Genomic DNA, 19755 nt, shown 5'->3' with positions numbered 1-19755 from the left:
CCAGGAGCTCAGTCAGCTCTTTAAGGCCTCGAGCTGCGCGACCAGCTGATTAAGAGATTTCTCAACCTCCGGTTCGAGCGTAGCACCTCCAAACCGTAATTCATAGAAGCAGGCTGCTAGAAAATTGCCATCCATTGCGACTCCCTTTTCCGCCAATCGTGCACTCGCGTATGCGAGGAATTCTCTGGGGGTTTCCCATGGCTTTCTAGCCATCTTTAGTCGCCCAAGTGCTTTGGTGATTCGATTGTAGAACTCGACTCGCGTTGCCCTTCCTCGTGGCTTTGCTCTACCCTTTATCCTGGGAACGAAACCCGGAAAAAGCCAAACGAGCAGTTTATAAATCCCAACGATGACTCCAGACAGAAGGGTGATAAACACCGCCGCCCTCCAGGAAAACCACTTATCAGGTGACAGCAACCCACCAATGAGACTGCTCGATTTCAAACTCTCAAAAAAATCCGCTAGTTGCTCCCAGTACTCCTTGTAAGAATTCTCCGAGGTTTCGCCAAAAAGTGACAGCATGTTGCTTTGGCGAGACTTGTCAACGTTCATGACTAGTTCAGACCAAAGCTCCTGTAGCATTCCAAAAGCTTGACCATCGGGTGTTTTGAAGGAGTCTAATCCCGTGGCTTCATCTCCCGATGGAGTAGGGTCCAATCTCGCCCACATGCCGGTTTTAACCCAGCTAGGGATCATCTCAGCCAGGTAGGTGTCTTTAAGTTCGTCGACGGTAAAGTACGCCTCGACCCACACGTGGGCATGTTTCTGCTGAACGGGGAAATAGCGGCCAATCTCGTTGTACTCACTAGGACGATAGCCGCTTACTAATCTAGTGGGAATGTTCATAGACCGAAGCAACATAGCAAGAGCCGAAGCGTAATATTCGCAATGCCCCTTTTTCTTATTCAAAAGAAAGTCCACTATCGGATCAGCTCTGTTATCGATGGCTGCCGAATTTCGCAATGAGTATTTGAACTCGGGAGAAGTGGCCAAGTAACTTTCGAGGTACTTGGCGTGCGAGTACTTGTTGTCGGACAAATTGGCGGCTTGTTGAAGCACGCTATCGCGAAAAGCGATAATTGGTGTCAGAGAAGGAGGGAATTCCGTAATTTCTTCGCGACTGTAGAGACTCATCGAGTCGTTTACTTTGAATCGACTCGTTTCAATGGGAATGGCGTCAGCCACTTCATGCAGCAACGATTTCTCGACCCCTTTCTTAAATCCGTATGTCCGAAAGCTATAGCGTCTGCGAGTGGTTTTTAGAATCGATTCTTCTGCGGTATCCACCATTCGCCAATCCCGCCGCGTGGTAATGTAAGATTGAGGTGTGTTGGCCCGTGAATACGGAGGGATACACGCAACCGATGCACCAAAGTTGGCTTTCTCCGTGATGGAAACAAGGACTGAGTCCGACTCTTCTACAAGTAGTGGTTCTATCTCTGAGGAAACAGGAACATTGCGGTAAGTTCTCGGGCTTACGGCAATAGTCGAATCACCTCGCTGCCAGATGCCTTGAGACGGACCATCATAATACTTATGCAGGACAGACATTCGGATATAAGGTGGGGCTGTGGGTCGGAACTCCTGACCTGTCTTTTCATCAACCATTACCATCCGGAATGCAGGCAACTCGTTCTGCTGTATGTCCCCCTGGCTTCGCAAGGACACCTGCTCGGAAAAGCCAACGCTGGGAGAGCCCCACGAGTTTGTCTGGTAGGCTCCAATCTGCGTTCGCGGTAGCGTGTAGAAAAACGCAGCGGCAAACACGAATACGCTCATTGTTATGGGGACAATCAGCCATCGCCATCGCATCCCTCCTGCTCGTGTTATGTCCCGAGTTGAAGAAGAGGGGTCATCCAACGATGACAGTTTTATGTTCATGTTCTTCTTAGAGAGCATCGGATCCATACCTAGCCATCTCATCGATCTCGATAGAATATTGGTCGACTCAGCTCTCGAGTCGTTATGTAACATTCGAGATGAATACAACGCGAGGGCCATCATGGCCGCGCAGCCGATGACCAAGGCAGGAACCATTAGAACACCGTAAAGTACGTTGTCGTTAACCAGTGCCGCTACAACGAGTTCCAGAAGTAAAAAGACGCCCCATTGTTCGAAGACTCGTTTGGCTTTCTTCTGAAAGACAAGGGGCAATTGGACAAACACTAAAAGGTTCCCAACCGCCATGAGCCTGTCGGAACCGGGATTTGTTAAATATTGCATGATCGCAACAAACGCGCCAGCAATCATCAATACGTAAACAAAAAATCGATTCAGCGAAAACCAAGCTAACCAATCGGTGTAGACCAGCCCCAATGCTACCGAGACGGAAACCAGCAATGGCAAAGACCAGGACTCTTGCCCAAGTCCCAACAATCCTGATACGAAGATAGAGAATAGCCCGAAGTAAAGCGAACAACGAACGGTTAACCAATCACGAACGGGAGTCGCCGCAGGTAGAGCGTTTGCCATTATGCTTTAGATCTCAATTTGTTCGCCAGGATTCATGATTAACGGCTTCGCCGAAGTATAACTCTGTACGGAGTTTGCCCAAGACTGTGCGTCTTGAGCGATCGGCGGCCATGTATTGTAGTGGCAGGGAAGCACTACACGAGGCTTGATCAGCTTGATTGCTTCGATGCTTTCCTCGGGACCCATCGTAAAAAGATCGCCGATCGGAACAATGAGTGTGTCGACTCCATGTCTGGCATGGTAAGCCATATCACCAAATACGGCCGTGTCGCCCGTGTAATAAATTGAGTGTTTTGTTTCTCTGTCAAAAAAAGTAAGCAGAAAGCCACCCGCCAAGCCACCATAATCGCCGTCAGGCAATCCAGACGAGTGCACCGCGGAAACCAGCTGTAATTCGCCGAACTGAGTCTTGGCCTTTCCGCCTATGTTCATGCCGATGCAATTGCTGACTCCATGCTTCTTCTCGAGCCACTGGGCTATTTCGTAGTTGGTATACACGGGGCAACGCAATCGGTTTGCTATCTGAGCAGTGTCTGCAATGTGGTCGAAATGGCCGTGGGATATCAAGATACAAGTCGGTTCCAGATCGGAAGCCTTAACTGTCGACGACGGATTGTCATCCAGAAAGGGATCGATCATGATCCTGTGATCCCCCCATTGCACCATCCAGGTCGAATGACCGAACCATTGCAGTCCTAAACGCATCTCCTAACCTTTCTTGCTCTTAATCATAGTAATCTGTCGTTCGAACCAGATCCGTCGTTCGTACCATTCTCGCATGTTTGTCGGGCACTTGCGACCTTAGCCTCGAGATCTACCCCTCGAGAGAATCAATATTCAAATCCTTCGCTGGACGGTCTAAGCCAAACCCTTGCGTTTCCGTCGCTGGATCTGGTTGCTCCTTCGTTTCTATAACTACGAGTCGGCCCAGGTCCAGGCCAACGACTCGAACCGGCTTGCCCAAATCGATCGGCCCAGTTTCTGTGATTGCCTCGTACTTGCGATTATGAATCTTCACGAATCCACTTGGCAACAACTCGTCTACAACAATTCCGATTGATCCGATCAGCATTTTCGGATCTGCATTCTTGGCGTCTGACCAAACAAAGTCATTTGCTTTTTCCGGAGTTACGATCAACCGCTTCCCCATCGGTGTTTTTGGCCAGAGTTCGATAAACGCCCAAAACATTAGGGGGATCGCTAAAAACGTACCACTGATCATCCAAAGGCCTGTCGATACGCTATGCATAAACGCTAGCACGATGGCTCCGAGTGCCAATACACCAGTAACCCCAATCAGCACGCCACCGGTCGGGATAAATAGGTCAACGAAAAAGATAAGGATCGCGAGTACAAAAAGACCCAAAGCAATCGCAAACAACGACACAGTTCTCTTCCTGTTCTAATCAAGCCACTAGACACCTAGGAGCTTTAGGACTTGGAGTACGATGGGCAACGTTAGTGACGCAATGACCACCCATGCTACATAGTACCAAAATTTTTGCTTCTTCTTAGGTTTACCAAATTCTTCTTCTAAAAACTCTTCGTAATCAAAATCATCCTGCTTCGAATCGTAGCCGCCATAAACAGCCGCTTGTTCGGGAGCCCCTAGCTGACTCTCATCATCCGGGGACCCCTTGAGCTGTGAACTGCCCTTTGTAGTTGCTCGAGGCTGAGCAGACTCGCGAACCTCTCCTCCGCAGCGATGGCAAAACGAAGCCTCCTGGCGTATGCGTTTACCACAATGGGGGCAGTCCCTGAATTCAAGCATGCTTCTCCTCAAGCAATTCGATGCCTCTCGACTTTCCGCCTACCAACTCAAGGCCGCGTGCATGTAAAGCGGCCAGCTTTTGTTGCATGGCAGCCAGCAATTCGCTATCGGACATGGATCCATATGCCTCCATCCGAAGTGGTTCCCCAACAACAACCGCAATTGGTTGACAAGTTGGCAATTTGCTCCCCTTTGGCAAACAATCATACGCACCGACTACGGCTATAGGCACCAAAGGGACCTCGGAGCGGCGCGCGATTGGTATAAATCCTGGTTTTAATAGTCCGACTTCCCCATCCGATGTTCTAGTTCCCTCTGGAAACATCAGTACGGCTTCTCCTCGCTTTAGCCGTTTAAGCATCTCCTTTAGTCCGCTGAGCCCTCCTCGATCCCTATCGATTTCGATCGCATCCAAGACCCGTATCAAAAAGGCAAAGGCTGCGTTCTTGAACAACGTCTTGCGCGCCAAGTAATTCAATCGTTGATTGGCAATGAGCCCGACCAAAACGGGATCCATCACCGACTGGTGAGTGGAAAGAAGCATTGCCCCTCCCTCAAAATCCAGATGGTGCCTACCCTCCGTTCGAAACGCGAAGAATACCGATGCGATGATCCTCGCCATGAGTCGCAGCCACTTATAAAACTGTCGCCGGCCCCAGGTCCAAAATCGTTCACGCCACTCCATTGCCAACCTCCGGTTCCTCACCCGCTCGCCGACTCGATGCATAGGATCGCGAGGAATCAATCTGCGTTCTATTAGCCCTGGTCCCTCTGACGAGTGCGATCAAGCGGCTTAAGACTTCCTCCTCCGTCATCCCATCCGTGTTGACATGCGTCGCGTCGTCTGCCGCTACCAAACCACCAACCGGCCTAGACATGTCATGGCGATCCCGCTCCTTTTGGGCAACCAAGATCGCTTCGTAGTCAGCCTCTTTGTTCATGGCGGCCAGTTGACGACAGCGACGTGCAGCTCGCTCCTCTGCCGATGCCGTCAAAAAGATCTTGCACTCCGCTTGGGGAAAGACCACCGTGCCTTGATCTCGACCCTCGGTGACCAATTCCTTCCCTCTCGCCCACTCCTGCTGCGCTTTCACCATAAGCTTGCGAACCTCGACATGGTCGGCCACGAACTTGATCGCACTGCTGACAGCCACGTCCCGAATGGCATCCGTCACGTCAGATCCGTTCAAATATACTGCCTGATCGCGAAACTCGATCTGGCAATCCTTTGCTATCGCGATGATCCGATCGGAGTCTTGCCAGTCAATACCTTTCTCTAAGCAAAGCAAAGTCACGCACCTGTACATCGCCCCGGTGTCGAGAAAAGCAAACCCTAGGGCATCAGCCAGCTTTCTAGCAACTGAACTTTTTCCTGCTCCCGCCGGCCCGTCAATGGTTACGATCATTCCGAATTCTTTACCTACCGCGTCTCAATCCCGACCCTGGTCACACGCCAGAGCCCAAAAACTCCCGCTCGAGATCATTGTTATTCAGCAATCCGACTTGGAAAATACGGAATTCCGACATTCAGGCAGCTTGATAGCAAGAGTTTGCTTGAACTTGGGATATAATTTTAGGGAAAACTCGTCTCGACTGATAATATACGCTAGAAACCAAAGAATTGCTTCCCAGGAATAAATCGATGCCTCGACCTATCTTTGCCAGGCGGCGAACCCTTTCTCCGTCAACATTGCTCTCTACGCTTTGTGCACTTCTGACAGTAGTCGCCTTGGGATTAAGCTCGCCGCGAAGTAGTTTCGCACAAGAACCTCCCGTGACAGAACAGACTGCGACTGAACAGACTGCAGCCAAAGAATCGAAAGAAGGGGAAGAGAATAAAGCAGCCGAAGAGGCCGCTGCAGAAAAATCTGATACCGAAAAGGCTGATGCGACCAAGTCTGAGGCTGCCGAGCCTGCAACCGAATCGACAAAGCCCACCACCCGATCCACAAAGGACAAGGCCCCCCCGAAGAAACAATTGAGATGGCTGGCTCTCAGCGGTTCATACTCCGATCTCGCACAACCACCAGGTCTCGACCCTACTGCGCTACTCCTCGGTGGGCTTCCTGAAAAGTCCAAGTCTTTCTTCCGACTTTGCGATTATCTAGACGAGGTCGCCGAGGAAGAGAATGTAACTCACCTTCTTTTTGATCTGTCCGATCCCTCTCTCGCTCTGAATCCGGCACAACTCGATGAGTTCTCTCGCCGACTTACCGCGTTCAAACAAAAAGGGAAGAAAACGATCGCTTGGCTCGAAAACGCCGACAACGTCCATCTCGCGATCGCCGTTCAATGCGACGACATTATCATGGCGGACTTTGGCGGTATCGATATGCCATCCTCCTCCATGGAAACGACCTTTTACCGTGAAGCGATGGACTTAGTCGGGATCAAAGCCTCAGTGGTTCGGGCTGGCGATTTTAAAGGTGCGGTTGAGCCTTACTTGAATCCACAAATGAGCTCTCACCTCAAGGAGCATTATCTCAAGATGCTTGAGTCGATCAATTCGGCTCAAGTTTCCCGAATTGCTAAGGGACGTGGGCTAACCACGGCGGCTGTTCGTGATCTTCAAAAGAAACGCATGCTTCTGCCGAGCGAAGCGCTTTCAGCTGGCCTCGTGACCAAGCTGGCTCCCTACGGTTCGATGAAAAAGACGATCACGGAAATGATCGGTGCCGAGATCGAATGGACCAAACCTAAAGCGAAACCGAAACGTGAAAAATCGTTCTTTGAGGTCATGGGGAGTATCATGGCGGGCCCCAAAGAAACCACAATGAAGTACAAAGAGGATTCCATAGTGGTTTTGCACCTCCAAGGTGCTATCGTCGACGGTAAAGAAACCTCTCCTGGTTCCATCGTCGCCGGGCCAACTGTCAAGCAAATCGAAGAACTGATCAACGAAGACAAAGTCAAAGGGGTCGTCGTCCGTATCAATTCACCTGGTGGCAGTGCGACGGCCAGTGAAGCCATTCGTCAAGCTCTCCACGAACTCTCGCAAAAGAAGCCTGTCGTTTTCTCCATGGGAGAGGTAGCAGCCTCTGGTGGCTATTGGGTGACCTGTATCGGCCAACCAATCTATGCAGAACAAGGTACCATTACCGGTTCGATCGGTGTGTTCTCGCTGAAGATAAGCATCGGGTCTCTCCTTCGTCGCGTAGGGGTTCATGTTGAAACAGTGGCCTTGGATGACTCCGCAGCCCTCAACAGCATCGACCACTCGTGGTCCGACGAAGACATATCGAATATGCAGCGATTTATCGACGATGTTTACACCAAGTTTCTAACCTACGCGAGCGAATCTAGAAAGATGCCAGTGGATAAGCTGCGATCGTTGGCTGGCGGACGGGTTTGGTCTGGCGAACAAGCCAAACTGGCAGGACTCGTCGATGAGCTCGGCGGGGTGGATGACTGCATCAATGCTATCTCGAAGCGAGCTGGTATCTCGAAATATAAAGTTGTTCACCGACCAGACCCTGCATCGAGCGGAGGCTTGTTCTCGTTGTTCAGCGACGAAGATTCCAACGAGGTGACCCATCGAGTTCTCGCTGATGCCGAAGCTAAGTGGTTGCAAACCTTGGGCAAGCTAGGATTCAAGCTGACAGGGTTGCGAACGCTGCTCAAATCTTCGCTCGAGAATCAGTCCGGTGTCCCCAAAGCGTGGGCTCTGATGACCGACGAATTCAAGATTCGCTAGTATCGCTAGCTGGCCAACTAGAAGTTCGTTGGATAGTCATAAGCCTGCCCTATCATATATTGACCGTGTCGGACTAGAATGTGCGATTCCACAAAATCGCACTTAGCCGATTCGAGCACTCTATCTGCGGATTATTGTCCCATGGTCAATCGTGAACTCACCTCCCAGCAAACGGCGTGGATGCTTGCATCCGTGCTGGTTGTCGCATTGTGCGGGATAGCCTACGAGCTGATTATAGCTGCCGTTTCCAGCTATCTCTTGGGCAACAGTGTAGCGCAGTTCTCGATCACGATCGGTCTATTCATGTTTTCGATGGGGATCGGATCCTACCTCTCAAAGTTCATACAACAGAACTTGGTTATACGTTTTGTTCAAATCGAAATCGCTGTCGCTCTCATCGGCGGTTTCTGTGCGATGATCCTATTTCTCGTCTTTCCTTATTACGCACTCTACAAGCCGACCATGTACTCCCTGACGTTGGTCATCGGGACCTTGGTCGGATTGGAAATCCCCATTCTCACACGAATCCTAACAGAATCTCGCAGCATTTCGGATTCGATTGCCCATGTTCTTAGCTTGGACTACATCGGCGCACTAATCGGTTCGGTCAGTTTTCCACTCCTGTTACTTCCCAGCTTGGGGCTCTTTCGCTCTTCGTTTGCCATCGGATTGCTGAATATTGCAGTCGCCGCAATCGCTCTGGTGGTTTTGCGCCGACCCTTTCCTGAGCTTAATAAGTATTGGCCCGTCACTTTGCTAATCATCGCCGTTTTGTTCGGCGGTATTTTTTACTCGTCTGCAATTGCCAAGTTCGCTGAAGGACAGTTATTCGCAGACGAAATGATTTTTCAGGAACAGTCTACCTATCAACGCATTGTCGTCACCAAGCACCCCCGCAATGGAGAAGTCCGACTCTATCTGGACGGCCACCTACAATTCGCTCAGTCGGATGAACACCGTTATCACGAATCACTCGTTCACCCCGTGATGAGTTGTGGCAATACCCCAAAGCGAGTCCTGATATTGGGGGGAGGCGATGGGTTAGCAATTCGCGAAGTGCTAAAGTACCCTTCGGTAGAGGCAATTGACTTAGTCGATATCGATCCACGGATGACAGAACTCAGCAAGACCTTTGGCCCGATTGTAAGGATGAATCAAGATAGCCTCGTAGATCCCAAGGTAACCATCTTTCATGAGGACGCTTTTAATTTTGTTCAGCAAGCACACCGCCGAATGTCGGAAGCACAAAGTACTTACGATCGCGTCATCATAGATCTGCCCGATCCGCATAGCGAAGTTCTCAACAAACTCTATACGACTGAGTTCTATCGGCTGGTTTCACGAATTTTGAGCGACGATGGCAGCTTGGTCACCCAAAGCGCGTCACCAATCATCACTCGTGAGGCCTTTTGGTGTATCAATAAGACGATAGAAAACTCCGGGTTTCGCGTTCTGCCTTTTCGAGGATTCTTGAACTCGTTCGGTGAGTGGGGTTTTAACTTGGCAGTAAAGCAATCCTCAGAAATGGATCTGGACGCGATCTTCTTGGCCGATGTTCCCCGCAAACACCTCTCTACAGATGCGTTTCGCGCGGCATCGCAGTTCGCCCTCGATAACGGACCACTAACGGTACCTGTGAATACCCTCTTTGAGCCCAAGCTATACATGCTTTATGAAATGGGGCTTCAACGATGATTGTGCAGAAAGGCAAGCCCCGTTCAGACTTTACTGTTAAGCCGACCGCAACGCCCCATTCCATTCAAGTCCGAGGTGCAAGGACTCACAACCTAAAGAATGTCACGCTCGATATTCCTCGTGGGAAACTGGTTGTTGTAACCGGAGTCAGCGGAAGTGGGAAAAGTTCGTTTGCAATCGATACCCTGTTCGCCGAGGCACAGCGGCAGTACCTGGAGAGCTTGTCCAGTTTCGCTCGACAGTTTGTCGACAAGATGGAACGCCCCGATGTTGATGCCATACTCGGGCTGCAGCCATCGCTATGCATCGATCAACAGCAAGGCTCCTTGAGTCCTCGCAGTACGGTCGGTACCGTTACGGAAATCTACGACTATCTGCGACTGCTGATGGCGCGATGCGCCACACCGGCTTGCCACAAATGCGGCAAGCCCATCGATCGTCAGTCAGCAGACAGGATTATTGAGCAAATCTGCCAACTGCCGAACGAAACACGCATAGGTGTCTTGGCCCCGATGGTGATCGGTCGCAAAGGAGCTCACGCCGAAGTGTTCGAACGCATTTCCAAGGCGGGACTTCTCAAGGCGAGAGTCGATGGCGAGATGGTCGATCTTGACGATCCGCCGACCTTGGCAGTAAGAAAAGAACATACGATTTCAGCTGTTGTGGATCGGCTCGTGATTCGGGACGATAACCGAGATCGTATCGAGCAATCGGTGCAGTCTGCTCTGCGGTTATCGAATGGACTGGTCGAAATCGTTACCATTCCTCGTGAGGCTGAGCCACCAAAGGAATTTCTCTATTCGACGCGATATGCCTGCATCGAATGCGGAGTCAACATTGCTGAGATAGAGCCCCGTACGTTTAGTTTTAACAGTCCCTACGGAGCCTGCCTAAGCTGCGAAGGGTTCGGTGTTCGATCTAAAGAAAGCAATCTTCCGTGCCCGACCTGTCAAGGAGCTAGATTGCGAAAGGAGTCGTTAGCGATTCGCCTCCAAGGCAAGAATGTACACGACATGGTCAGCTTGCCCATCGACTTGTTCGAAGAGTGGTTGAGCGGACTCGAACTCATCGGGCATCAAGCGATCATTGCCGATCCACTGCAGAGGGAGATTCGTTCACGCATCCATTTCTTGAAAGATGTCGGACTCGGATATTTAAGTTTAGGTCGCAGTGCTGAATCTCTCAGTGGTGGTGAATTGCAACGAGTCAAGCTGGCCTCGAGCCTTGGAGCAGGATTGACGGGCGTTTGCTATGTTCTGGACGAACCATCGGTAGGCTTGCACCCTTCGGACACAGCTATGCTGATCGAGTCTTTGTATAAGCTCCGAGATAAAGGGAATACCGTTCTGGTCGTCGAACATGACCACGAAATCATGAAGGCGGCAGATTGGATTGTGGACTTCGGCCCAACGGCTGGTTCTGAAGGTGGAAGTGTATTGGTCGAAGCAGCTCCGTCCGACCTGCTGAAGCCAAAGGCGGAGAAAAAGTATCCCGACTCGGTAACGGTACGCTACTTGTCCGGAGCCCTATCCCCACCGGGTTCTCGCAATCGTCCTACAGACGACGATACACCCTCGATTCATGTTCGCGATATCACGCTTCACAATCTGCAAAGTCTATGTTGTAAGCTTCCGTTACAACGACTTGTCGGAGTGCTGGGAGTCAGTGGAAGCGGTAAGAGTACATTGATACAAGACTCAGTTGTTCCGGCGTTGAGTGCGCGTTTAGCGAATCGAGCCCAGGATTACCCCGCTCACGTAGGGGAGATTTCGGGCTTGGAGTCGATCGAGCGTTTGATTGTGGTCGATCAATCACCGATCGGGCGATCTCCCCGTAGCACACCCGCGACGTACTGCGGATTTTGGGACGACATTCGGAAAGTTTATGCAGCAACTCGCGATGCCAAGATGCGAGGATTTGATGCGAGTTATTTCAGTTTCAACTCAGGTAAGGGGCGTTGTGAGGCGTGTGCTGGCCAAGGGCGGGTAAAGCTAGAGATGAATTTCCTGGCAGATGTGTACGTCATGTGTCCGCAATGCAGGGGCAATCGCTTTCAGCGTTCCGTCCTGGCTGTTCGGTTCAAAGGTCAATCCATCGCTGACGTTTTGAACATGTCGATTTTTGAAGCCTCTCAGTTCTTTAGCGAGATTCCACGGTTGGCTCGACCGTTACAAGGGTTGGTTCAAGTAGGATTGGGGTATATGCCGATCGGTCAGCCAGCCACTACGATAAGTGGTGGGGAAGCGCAGCGAGTCAAGCTGGCATCGGAATTATCCAAGTCCAATTCCGGTCGTACGGCGTATTTCCTGGATGAACCAACATCGGGGCTGCATACGCAGGACGTACATCGATTAATCGATGTGCTACAGGATTTGGTAGATAAAGGGAACAGCGTTTTCGTAATCGAGCATCACTGGGATGTCATCAGAGCATGTGATTGGCTAATCGAAATGGGGCCGGGAGCCGCAGCCAAAGGGGGCGAAATCGTTTATGCCGGTCCTCCGGACAGGATCGATTAAATAGGTGTCGAGGTGACTCCCCGGTAGATTCCTCGCCGTATTCTGCTTAGAATTTGGCAATGAACCAAATGAGCAACGAAATAAAATACTTGGTGTTTGATGTCGAAAGTGTCGCCGATGGACGCACTATTCAAACCTCTCGTTACCCCAATGAAGATTTGTCGCCAGAGGAAGCGATTCGAAAGTTTCGCTATGAATTGCTCCGCGACGGTGGGAAAGACTTTATCCCTTACACCTATCACGTACCCGTGGCTGTGGTCATCGCAAAAGTCCGCGAAGATTACTCACTCGTGGAAATCGTTTCCCTCGACGAACCACAGCATCGCCCCGAGGTCATAACCAAACACTTCTGGACCGGATGGGAACGTTACGCTAAACCATCCTGGGTGACGTTCAACGGTCGTTCGTTCGATATCCCCTTAATGGAACTAGCGGCGTATCGATACCAAATCAGCATTCCGTCATGGTACAACATCTATGACAAAGCCTATGAGCAGAATCGGAATCGATTCAATGTTCACTCACACCTAGACCTGCATGAAGTCCTGACCAATTTTGGCAGCAGCTGGTTTCGTGGCGGACTCAATCTCGCAGCACAACTCGCTGGCAAACCAGGTAAGATCGACGTTCAAGGTGCGATGGTCCACGAGTTGTATGCGGAAGGGCGATTGTCGGAGATCAGCGAGTATTGTCGATGCGACGTGCTCGACACCTATTTCACATTTCTTAGAAGCCTCGTGATCATGGGGAAGATATCAGCCGAGCGGGAGCTAGAGCTAGCAGAAATGACTCGCGCCTATCTACTACAGAAAAAGGATCAGCACCCCGCTTATACCGCCTACCTAGAACAGTGGGAAGCCATCACAAGTCGCTAGAATGCGTTGGCTTCCCACAAGCTCCGTATGCGACTACCGTGCTTCCTGAAGTTTGCCCAGCACGGAGTCGATTTGCGATCTCATCTTGTCTACAGCACCGCGTAGTGCTGACATGACCTCGGTTGCCGTAGCGGTAACAGCGAGTGGGTTCATGCCGTTTAGACGAACCTCTAGAACGCATCGTTTATCGTCCCCATACGATTTCGCAGAGCTGTTCTCATCGTTAAAGTGAACTTCGACACGCGTAATGCGATCCCCATATCGCTGGAGTCGCTCTTGAAGAAACTCACTTACCTTTGCATTAAAATTCTCCGATGCATTGATGTGGTTGTCTGTGTTGATCAAGATCTGCATAGCAGTACTTTCTTCTGATGGGAGATAACTTACTAACACACTATTGTTAGTACGAAAAATCCCAACTGCGGGTTCGGGATTCTGGCTCAATCCTGCTCGATCCTGTGACAGACCTCATGAATGAAGATGAATTTGGCGTGAAATCCGCCACAAAACGGATGTTTTTGAACAATGGCGGAGAATTTGCCGTTGGGGATCGTTTCATTCGCCATTAAACTTACAAAGCCTTTGGTTCGATTGTTTGGGTCGAACCGACTAAGAGGAATACGCTGAATTTTCGAATAGGATCAGACGCCGTCGTCGAATCGTTTATGGCTAGCAAGGATTTTGATATAGAGCAACTCGCCGATTACCTTCACTTGACCATCGGTCAAGTGACCAAGATGGCAACACGCGGTAAGCTGCCATCCCGAAGAGTGAACGGTACATGGAAATTTTCCGAAGCCGAAATCCATCATTGGCTTGAAGAGCAAATCGGCGTCAGCGATGCAGACGAGCTGGAGCGGATGGAACGTGTCTTGCAAAAGAACGTCGATGTCAGCTCCGATGACCGCGCTATGTTGGTGGACTTTATGTCCCCCTATGCCGTCTCGGTCCCCCTCAATGTGAGAACCAGAAATTCGGTCATCCGAGAAATGTGCAGCCTAGCTGCCGAGACCGGACTCCTATGGGATGCCGCAGCCATGAGCGAAGCGGTTTTAGCTCGTGAAGATTTACACCCGACCGCTTTAGAAAACGGAGTGGCTTTGTTGCACCCCCGACGTCCGCAAACATCGATTCTAGCCGAACCACTCGTTGCACTTGGAATCTCACCACACCCCATTCCGTTCGGAAATACATCAGGACATTTGACAGATGTTTTCTTTCTGATCTGCTCAACCGACGATCGTGTCCACCTCAGAATCTTAGCTCGACTGGCGAGATTGGTTACAGACGAAGTCTTTCTGACCATGTTGCGTTCGTCAACATCCAGCTTAGAAACCCTCGATTTGATCCGAACCACAGAGCTGGAATTGACTCAAGCAACCAACTAGTTTCAGGGTACTAAGCTCATAGGTGATTTCATGCAACCCATTAAGCGACGCATCGGATGGGTTGGTCCGGAGACCAAGGTTTGGTCGTGGGTCTTGGATCATCTGCCGGATGTGGAACGAATCAGCCGAGTTGCCCAGTGGCAGCCGGATTCCGAGAGGGATCTGCTCTTAGTGGCTGCGGACAGTCGAGTTTCCAGTGAATGGGAAGAGCTTGAGTCGATTCTCGCTACGCCCAACACCAAGCTATCGAACGAAAGCCCGTCCCCTAAGAAAAGCCGCAAGAAGTCAAGTTCCGCAAAACCGGCAGTAGCCGTAAAGACGACTCATGCGGCCCATGCTGTCCACAGCTCCAGTGCTTGGTTACTTCTTGGCGAATCCTGGATTGGCCATCGGCGAACATTTCCCTTGCCTGAGTCTCTTCAAAGCTTCTACTGGTACGAATTGTTCGACCGGCTTCTACCCGCACTCGATTTGCACGAAGAGTCGGGTAGCGATTTACTGGAAAGCCCTGCTGGAGAGCGGGGCCTGAGAGTGGCTCGATGGATAGCCTTGGGGGAACGCTTCCGAAACCGGGAATGGAAAAATAATCGAGTTGTAGTGGTAGCGGATTCCACTACGACTCAGCAGATGTGGCGAGAGACTCTTCAAGACCAATTCGGCTCTGTGCTTGGTGTGGATCACTGCGATTTTGGTCGGTTCCGATTTCAGCCTGACACCGTGCTGATCGATTTCGATCCACCACCATCGCGTCATCTAAATCCCGCATGTGACGCTGTGTCCGAGAGAATAACCGATGCGCTGCAAGCCGCGCGGGATCGATTCCCAGATGCTATGCGTGTGGTGGCCAGCAACTTTCCTCGCTGGAACGATTGGGAAAGATGGTCAGAAAGCGGCGCAGACGTCTTGATTCCCAAGCCGGGTTGCCTTTACGGACTCGCGTGGTGCATGCAACGTTGGACGCAGCAGGCCGTTAGCTGAACAGTTCTGGAATGATCTCTCCGTCACGAACAAGGGTGATGGGGCGTCCTGTTTCGGTTTGAAACTCTTGCTTAGGGTCGATGCCTAGGTTGTGATAGAACGAAGCCGCAATATCGTCTGGCTTGTAGGCTTCATGCAGAGGTCCCGAGCCTGTTGAATCGCTCGCTCCTATCACGCGTCCACCGCGAATCCCTCCGCCCGCCATGAGCATGAACATGCACCGAGGGTAATGATCTCGACCGCCGAGTGTAGCTCGCGTATTGATTTTGGGAGTTCGACCAAACTCTCCGGTAACCAAAACCGCAGTGGATGATAGAAGCCCTTTCTGTTCCAGTCCCAATAAAAGTGCCGAAAGTCCCCCATCCAATTTAGGTAACTGCTTTGTGGAAAGGGCGTTAAATATGTCTGTGTGGTTATCCCATCCGCCTAGCGATAGCGAAACAAACCGTACCCCTGACTCAATCAGACGAACTGCCAGCAAGCAACTTTGCTCAAAGGGATCGCTACCAAACTGCTGTGCAAACGCAGGTGACTCCTTGGAAATATCGAATGCTATACGTGCTCGTTCGCTTGTGATCATCGAGAATGCCTTCTCGGAAAATCGATCCAATCCTGCGAGCAACTGATCTTTCCCTTGCAAGGAATCGAATGTCTTGTCCAACTGCATCAGCAGATTTTGGCGACGATCAATTTGTTCAACAGTAATTCCCGCTCCGAGTGAAATACCTCGAACATTAAATGGTCGATTTGGTTGCGGTTGGGACGCGGTGTTCATCGGCGCATACTGAATGCCGAGGAAACCAGCCCGCTGCCCGCCATTGGGAATCGCAACAAAAGGTGGGATATCGTGATCGACAGGTCGTTCCTTGGACACCACCGCTCCGTAACCAGGATACTCGAGCGAAGCGATAGGTCGGCTGCCCGTGTTGACATACTCGCTACCGAGTCGATGTGCTGCTAAGGTATGCGAAACACCTCGAATCAATGTGTACTTGTCAAAGCATGCTGCAAGCTTTGGTAGTCGATCCGACAATCGAACCCCTGCTACATTGGTCGCAATGGTACCGAACTCTCCGCGAATCTCGGCGGGAGCCTCAGGCTTGGGGTCAAAGGTGTCGATATGGGACGGTCCGCCATTGAGATCGATAAAGATCCCCGAGGTTGCTCCACTTTCACGTACCAAGCCCGCATTGGCCATCTTTAGATAGCCAGCCAGCGATAGTCCGCCCGTCGCCAATCCTCCTACTCGAAGAAAATCTCTTCGGCGTATTCCATCGCAGTTACGGTGTAAGCTCATTGACTATTCTCGAAATCTTGAGGGTGGATCTTAATGGTTTAGAATGAACTCTTTGGAATTTATCAATGCCCATAACAAGTCGCTCAGGCCACTCAATGGGTTTGCTGCTTCCGCGATTGCCTGGGAAGCAAATTCGATCTCTTCGGGCCGAGGGTGTCTGGAAAGGGTCCGCAAAAACGCTTCTTCGATGAGAGGCTGATAAACGGCTGCATTCGATGGTTTAATTAGGTCACTACCTGTGGTGGAATTCGATCGAGACTGTTCCTGCGACTCGGCGGTTTCCTGCTTAGCGGACTCTTCTTTAGTCTGCTTGGTTCTGTGCTCGTAGAGCTTCTTCTCGGCCCTCGCCAAGCGGGTCTTTATATTCTGGATTCTTTCGGCAGGGGCGTCACGCTGCGTCAGCCGTTCCAGTTGCGTCTTTAGGCTTCTCACTTCACGATCCAATTGCTCAGCGATACTCTCCTGATCTTTCGATTGTCCCATCGTATGAGGGGCAGCATCAGACATCGCAAGGCGAGGATTGCGGTTGCCTCGCATGCTATCAAGAGACCAACCGTTCTCTTTCGCAATTTGAGAAAGCCAGCTTCGGTTCGGTTCGACCATGGCTTGTAAAATATCGGAATCGTTTCGTAGGAAGACGGTCTGCAGCAAACTCGGATCACTCGATCGATCGCAATCGCAATTGCTTTCGCGAATCGAGCGACCAAACACTGATAGGGCATAATTGCTACCGCGATTCCTTGATTGAGCACTCGACCCCGGCATGGTGATCGCCCGATCTTCTTCTAGTTTGCATAGTAAAGCAGCACGTTCATCACTGGAGAGGGCGATTCGCAAGGCGTCATAGGCGGTCTCAGCTGGCAATCGTCGCAGGAGTGCATGCGAGAAATTGCGACGGTCCTTTTCGTTAGATGAATTAGGCCGCCAACTCCGTTGGTAGGTATCCGAATTGAGGATCGTTCGATGGAGCCATTTCATATCGTAATGGTTATCGATAAAGCCTTTCGCCAAATAGTCCAAAAGGGGTGCATTGCTGGGGGCATTGGCGAGATTCAAGTCGTCTGCGGGATTCACGATGCCAGTTTGAAAGTAGTGTGCCCAAACACGATTGACCATGGCTTTCGCGAAGTAAGGATTCTCTGTGCTTCGTAGCCATTCCATCAGCTTCGTTCGAGGATCGCGCGTTGCGGACAGATCGACCAACTCACCCCCCAACAGCTTGGCATAAACTGGTTTCGTTGGCGAGTCTTTTGCTTTTCGATTTTTGTTGTCATTCGCGTTGGCTCTTTTAGGTTGCACGATCACTTCGGGGAAAGGGATGGTTTTGTCGTATTCCCCGGCCTTGTACTTTTCGCGGATCTCGCGCGAAAGCTGATTGCCTCGAACGGATTTGGCTATTCCGAGTTGCGCAACGATTTCCTCGAAGTCTTTTTTCCCTTCGTTGGACAAGGTGCCTTGTTTGCCAACGACACTATCGAATAGGGATTCGAACTGCTCAAAGTCCTTCTTGGACCATTGATCAAAGGGATGTTTGTGGCACTGAGCACACTGAATTCTTACTCCACAGAATGCGTAGGCGAAACCAATGGCTCGCTCCTCGGGAGTCTGCTGATTGTTACGAGCCCAAAAGTATGGCATCTGGGAGCGGGCAGCGAATTCTTTGCCCGTTCGATCGTTTGCGATGGCGGTCATGTTCTCGCAGTACTCGCGGTACGTTTCTCCCGATTCGCGAGAGACGGCCGTCACGATTCCTTCTACAATTTCATCGTAAGGAACATTCTTTTCTACGCGGTCATAGATCCACTGGTACCAATAAAGAGACGGTGACGTGGGCAGATAGGTTGCGTTGCGAAGCTGGTCTTCGTTGTTGCCTGTAATATCGCACAAGAATGTTGTCCAAACGGCTGCGTAACCTGGGGAGTTTAATAGCCGATCAATGGCGAGCTTGCGTTTGTCGGGTGACTTATCAGCGAGAAATAGACGTACTTGCTGCGATGTAGGAAGTGTTCCTGCAATATCCAGATTGACTCGTCGGAAGAACTCCTCATCGGAGGATAGCTCTGAGGGTTGAATCCCAAGCTTATCAAGTTTGCTCAGTACTAAACGATCGACCTCCGTTTCGGCGGCGGCGATCTGTGGTGCCAGCTGCCCCGAGGGCCCGTACGGTCTCAAGACAGGGATAGGGACCACACTGGCATCATACGAAACGACAACATGGGTGTCGCCGTATACTCCTGCTGTCACGAGTCCCGATTCATCGATCTCGGCGATGGAGGTGTCATTGCTAAAGAAACGACTCAGAGCGGTAACTTCTTCGATCGTGCCATCGTTCCACACAGCAACAACTTTTAAGGAAGCCGATTGCTTCTCATTTTGGAAAACCAGCTCATTGGGCTCTACGATTAGCTGCTTGAGCTTTAGAGCAGGTTGCCTCGCTTTGGTTTTGGTGACCTTGGGGGCTCCCGATTCGAGCCAACGCTTTAGGACGTGGTATTCCCAGCCCTCCTTTTCAAACCGCTTGCCACCTTCGTGGTTGTCGTCGCTGGTGGGTTTCGCGAGTATTAGACTCTCCTCTGGAGCGTTGAGGTTGACTCGTCCACTGCCAGGTTCGAGCAATGCTTTATGGTCGACATCAAAGTCGTATCCGAATAGTGAAAGCATCAATCCACCTTGTCCCTGAAAAGAGCCGTGACAAGCTCGTCCATTGCAACCGAGTCGCCCAAGGAGTGGTGAGATATGTTTCTGAAAGTCAGGAACTTCGGCTGATGGGATCGCTCCGGTTTCATTTGGTGCGAAACGTTCGTGTATCGGCTTCACAGGCTCGATGTCTGACGAATGAGCCCGAGCGAAACCTCCCAAGCATGCGAGGATGATGACCAAGGAGGATAACACACGTTGTCGATTCAGCTTCATAGTGTTGTGGATGGTCTCGTGGAATACCGGTATTTTTAGACCGATCTGAAGCGTGACGTCTGGTTCTCCACCTACTGATTGTATTCGCTAGCCGAGTTCAGGAGTTGGGAAATCGAGGCTTAGAACAATGAAAATCTTGTTAAGCGAACATGA

General features: G+C 50.9%; 15 protein-coding genes. 6 read left to right on the top strand and 9 right to left on the bottom strand.

The features are described from left to right. Nucleotides 1-12: 12 nt before the first annotated feature. From SH449x_RS11960 to cmk, 6 genes are all read right to left on the bottom strand, one after another. Nucleotides 13-2472, bottom strand: a complete 2460-nt coding sequence (locus SH449x_RS11960) for a transglutaminase TgpA family protein (protein ID WP_482381567.1) — start codon at nucleotides 2470-2472, stop codon at nucleotides 13-15. A gap of 6 nt (nucleotides 2473-2478) precedes the next feature. Then, on the bottom strand, nucleotides 2479-3177 hold the full coding sequence (locus SH449x_RS11955) for a metal-dependent hydrolase (protein WP_482381566.1): 699 nt from the start codon (nucleotides 3175-3177) through the stop codon (nucleotides 2479-2481). Between the two features lie 109 nt (nucleotides 3178-3286). Beyond that, on the bottom strand, nucleotides 3287-3859 hold the full coding sequence (locus SH449x_RS11950; protein WP_482381565.1) for an NfeD family protein: 573 nt from the start codon (nucleotides 3857-3859) through the stop codon (nucleotides 3287-3289). A gap of 27 nt (nucleotides 3860-3886) precedes the next feature. After that, nucleotides 3887-4243 carry a zinc ribbon domain-containing protein gene (locus SH449x_RS11945; RefSeq protein ID WP_482381564.1) on the bottom strand — a complete coding sequence of 119 codons (357 nt, stop codon included), beginning with the start codon at nucleotides 4241-4243 and terminating at the stop codon, nucleotides 3887-3889. Beyond that, complete coding sequence (locus SH449x_RS11940) at nucleotides 4236-4928, bottom strand: lysophospholipid acyltransferase family protein (RefSeq protein WP_482381563.1); 693 nt, start codon at nucleotides 4926-4928, stop codon at nucleotides 4236-4238. Before SH449x_RS11940 ends, SH449x_RS11945 begins: the two co-directional genes overlap by 8 nt. Continuing rightward, nucleotides 4915-5649 carry a (d)CMP kinase gene (cmk, locus tag SH449x_RS11935; protein ID WP_482381562.1) on the bottom strand — a complete coding sequence of 245 codons (735 nt, stop codon included), beginning with the start codon at nucleotides 5647-5649 and terminating at the stop codon, nucleotides 4915-4917. The genes SH449x_RS11940 and cmk overlap by 14 nt, the downstream gene beginning before the upstream one ends. Before the next feature lie 236 nt (nucleotides 5650-5885). Between cmk and sppA the strand changes: the two genes are divergently transcribed. From sppA to SH449x_RS11915, 4 genes are all read left to right on the top strand, one after another. Next, complete coding sequence (gene sppA / locus SH449x_RS11930) at nucleotides 5886-7937, top strand: signal peptide peptidase SppA (protein WP_482381561.1); 2052 nt, start codon at nucleotides 5886-5888, stop codon at nucleotides 7935-7937. A 141-nt stretch (nucleotides 7938-8078) separates the two neighbouring features. Then, the gene (locus tag SH449x_RS11925; protein WP_482381560.1) at nucleotides 8079-9632 is read left to right on the top strand and encodes a polyamine aminopropyltransferase; all 1554 of its coding nucleotides are present in this window, start codon (nucleotides 8079-8081) and stop codon (nucleotides 9630-9632) included. Next, the gene (locus SH449x_RS11920) at nucleotides 9629-12151 is read left to right on the top strand and encodes an excinuclease ABC subunit UvrA (protein WP_482381559.1); all 2523 of its coding nucleotides are present in this window, start codon (nucleotides 9629-9631) and stop codon (nucleotides 12149-12151) included. Before SH449x_RS11925 ends, SH449x_RS11920 begins: the two co-directional genes overlap by 4 nt. A 68-nt stretch (nucleotides 12152-12219) precedes the next feature. Further along, nucleotides 12220-13026, top strand: coding sequence for a 3'-5' exonuclease (locus tag SH449x_RS11915; RefSeq protein ID WP_482381558.1), 807 nt, complete (start codon nucleotides 12220-12222; stop codon nucleotides 13024-13026). Between the two features lie 33 nt (nucleotides 13027-13059). Here SH449x_RS11915 and SH449x_RS11910 read toward each other — a convergent pair whose 3' ends face one another. Next, nucleotides 13060-13380: an HPF/RaiA family ribosome-associated protein gene (locus SH449x_RS11910; RefSeq protein ID WP_482381557.1), complete on the bottom strand. Its 321-nt coding sequence runs from the start codon at nucleotides 13378-13380 to the stop codon at nucleotides 13060-13062. A 311-nt stretch (nucleotides 13381-13691) separates the two neighbouring features. On the opposite strand from SH449x_RS11910, the gene SH449x_RS11905 reads away from it, so the two are divergent. Together SH449x_RS11905 and SH449x_RS11900 are read left to right on the top strand one after the other, a co-directional pair. Continuing rightward, nucleotides 13692-14414 (top strand): PTS sugar transporter subunit IIA, encoded by a 723-nt coding sequence (locus tag SH449x_RS11905; RefSeq protein ID WP_482381556.1) that lies wholly within the window; start codon nucleotides 13692-13694, stop codon nucleotides 14412-14414. A gap of 30 nt (nucleotides 14415-14444) precedes the next feature. Continuing rightward, a complete protein-coding gene (locus tag SH449x_RS11900; RefSeq protein ID WP_482381555.1) occupies nucleotides 14445-15392 on the top strand; it encodes a hypothetical protein in 948 nt (315 codons plus the stop codon). On the opposite strand, the gene SH449x_RS11895 is transcribed toward SH449x_RS11900, so the two are convergent. Both SH449x_RS11895 and SH449x_RS11890 read right to left on the bottom strand, forming a co-directional pair. Continuing rightward, nucleotides 15385-16689: a DUF1501 domain-containing protein gene (locus SH449x_RS11895; RefSeq protein WP_482381554.1), complete on the bottom strand. Its 1305-nt coding sequence runs from the start codon at nucleotides 16687-16689 to the stop codon at nucleotides 15385-15387. The genes SH449x_RS11900 and SH449x_RS11895 overlap by 8 nt on opposite strands. 30 nt (nucleotides 16690-16719) lie before the next feature. Further along, entirely contained in the window at nucleotides 16720-19602 is a 2883-nt protein-coding gene (locus SH449x_RS11890; RefSeq protein WP_482381553.1) for a DUF1549 and DUF1553 domain-containing protein, read from the bottom strand. Nucleotides 19603-19755 lie beyond the last annotated feature (153 nt).

The sequence above is a fragment of the Brakhagea baltica genome, from assembly GCF_052161605.1.
Lineage (GTDB): Bacteria > Planctomycetota > Planctomycetia > Pirellulales > Pirellulaceae > JBKCUI01.
Note: the sequence above shows the minus strand (reverse complement) of the source record. Positions and strands in the feature narration are given on the sequence as shown.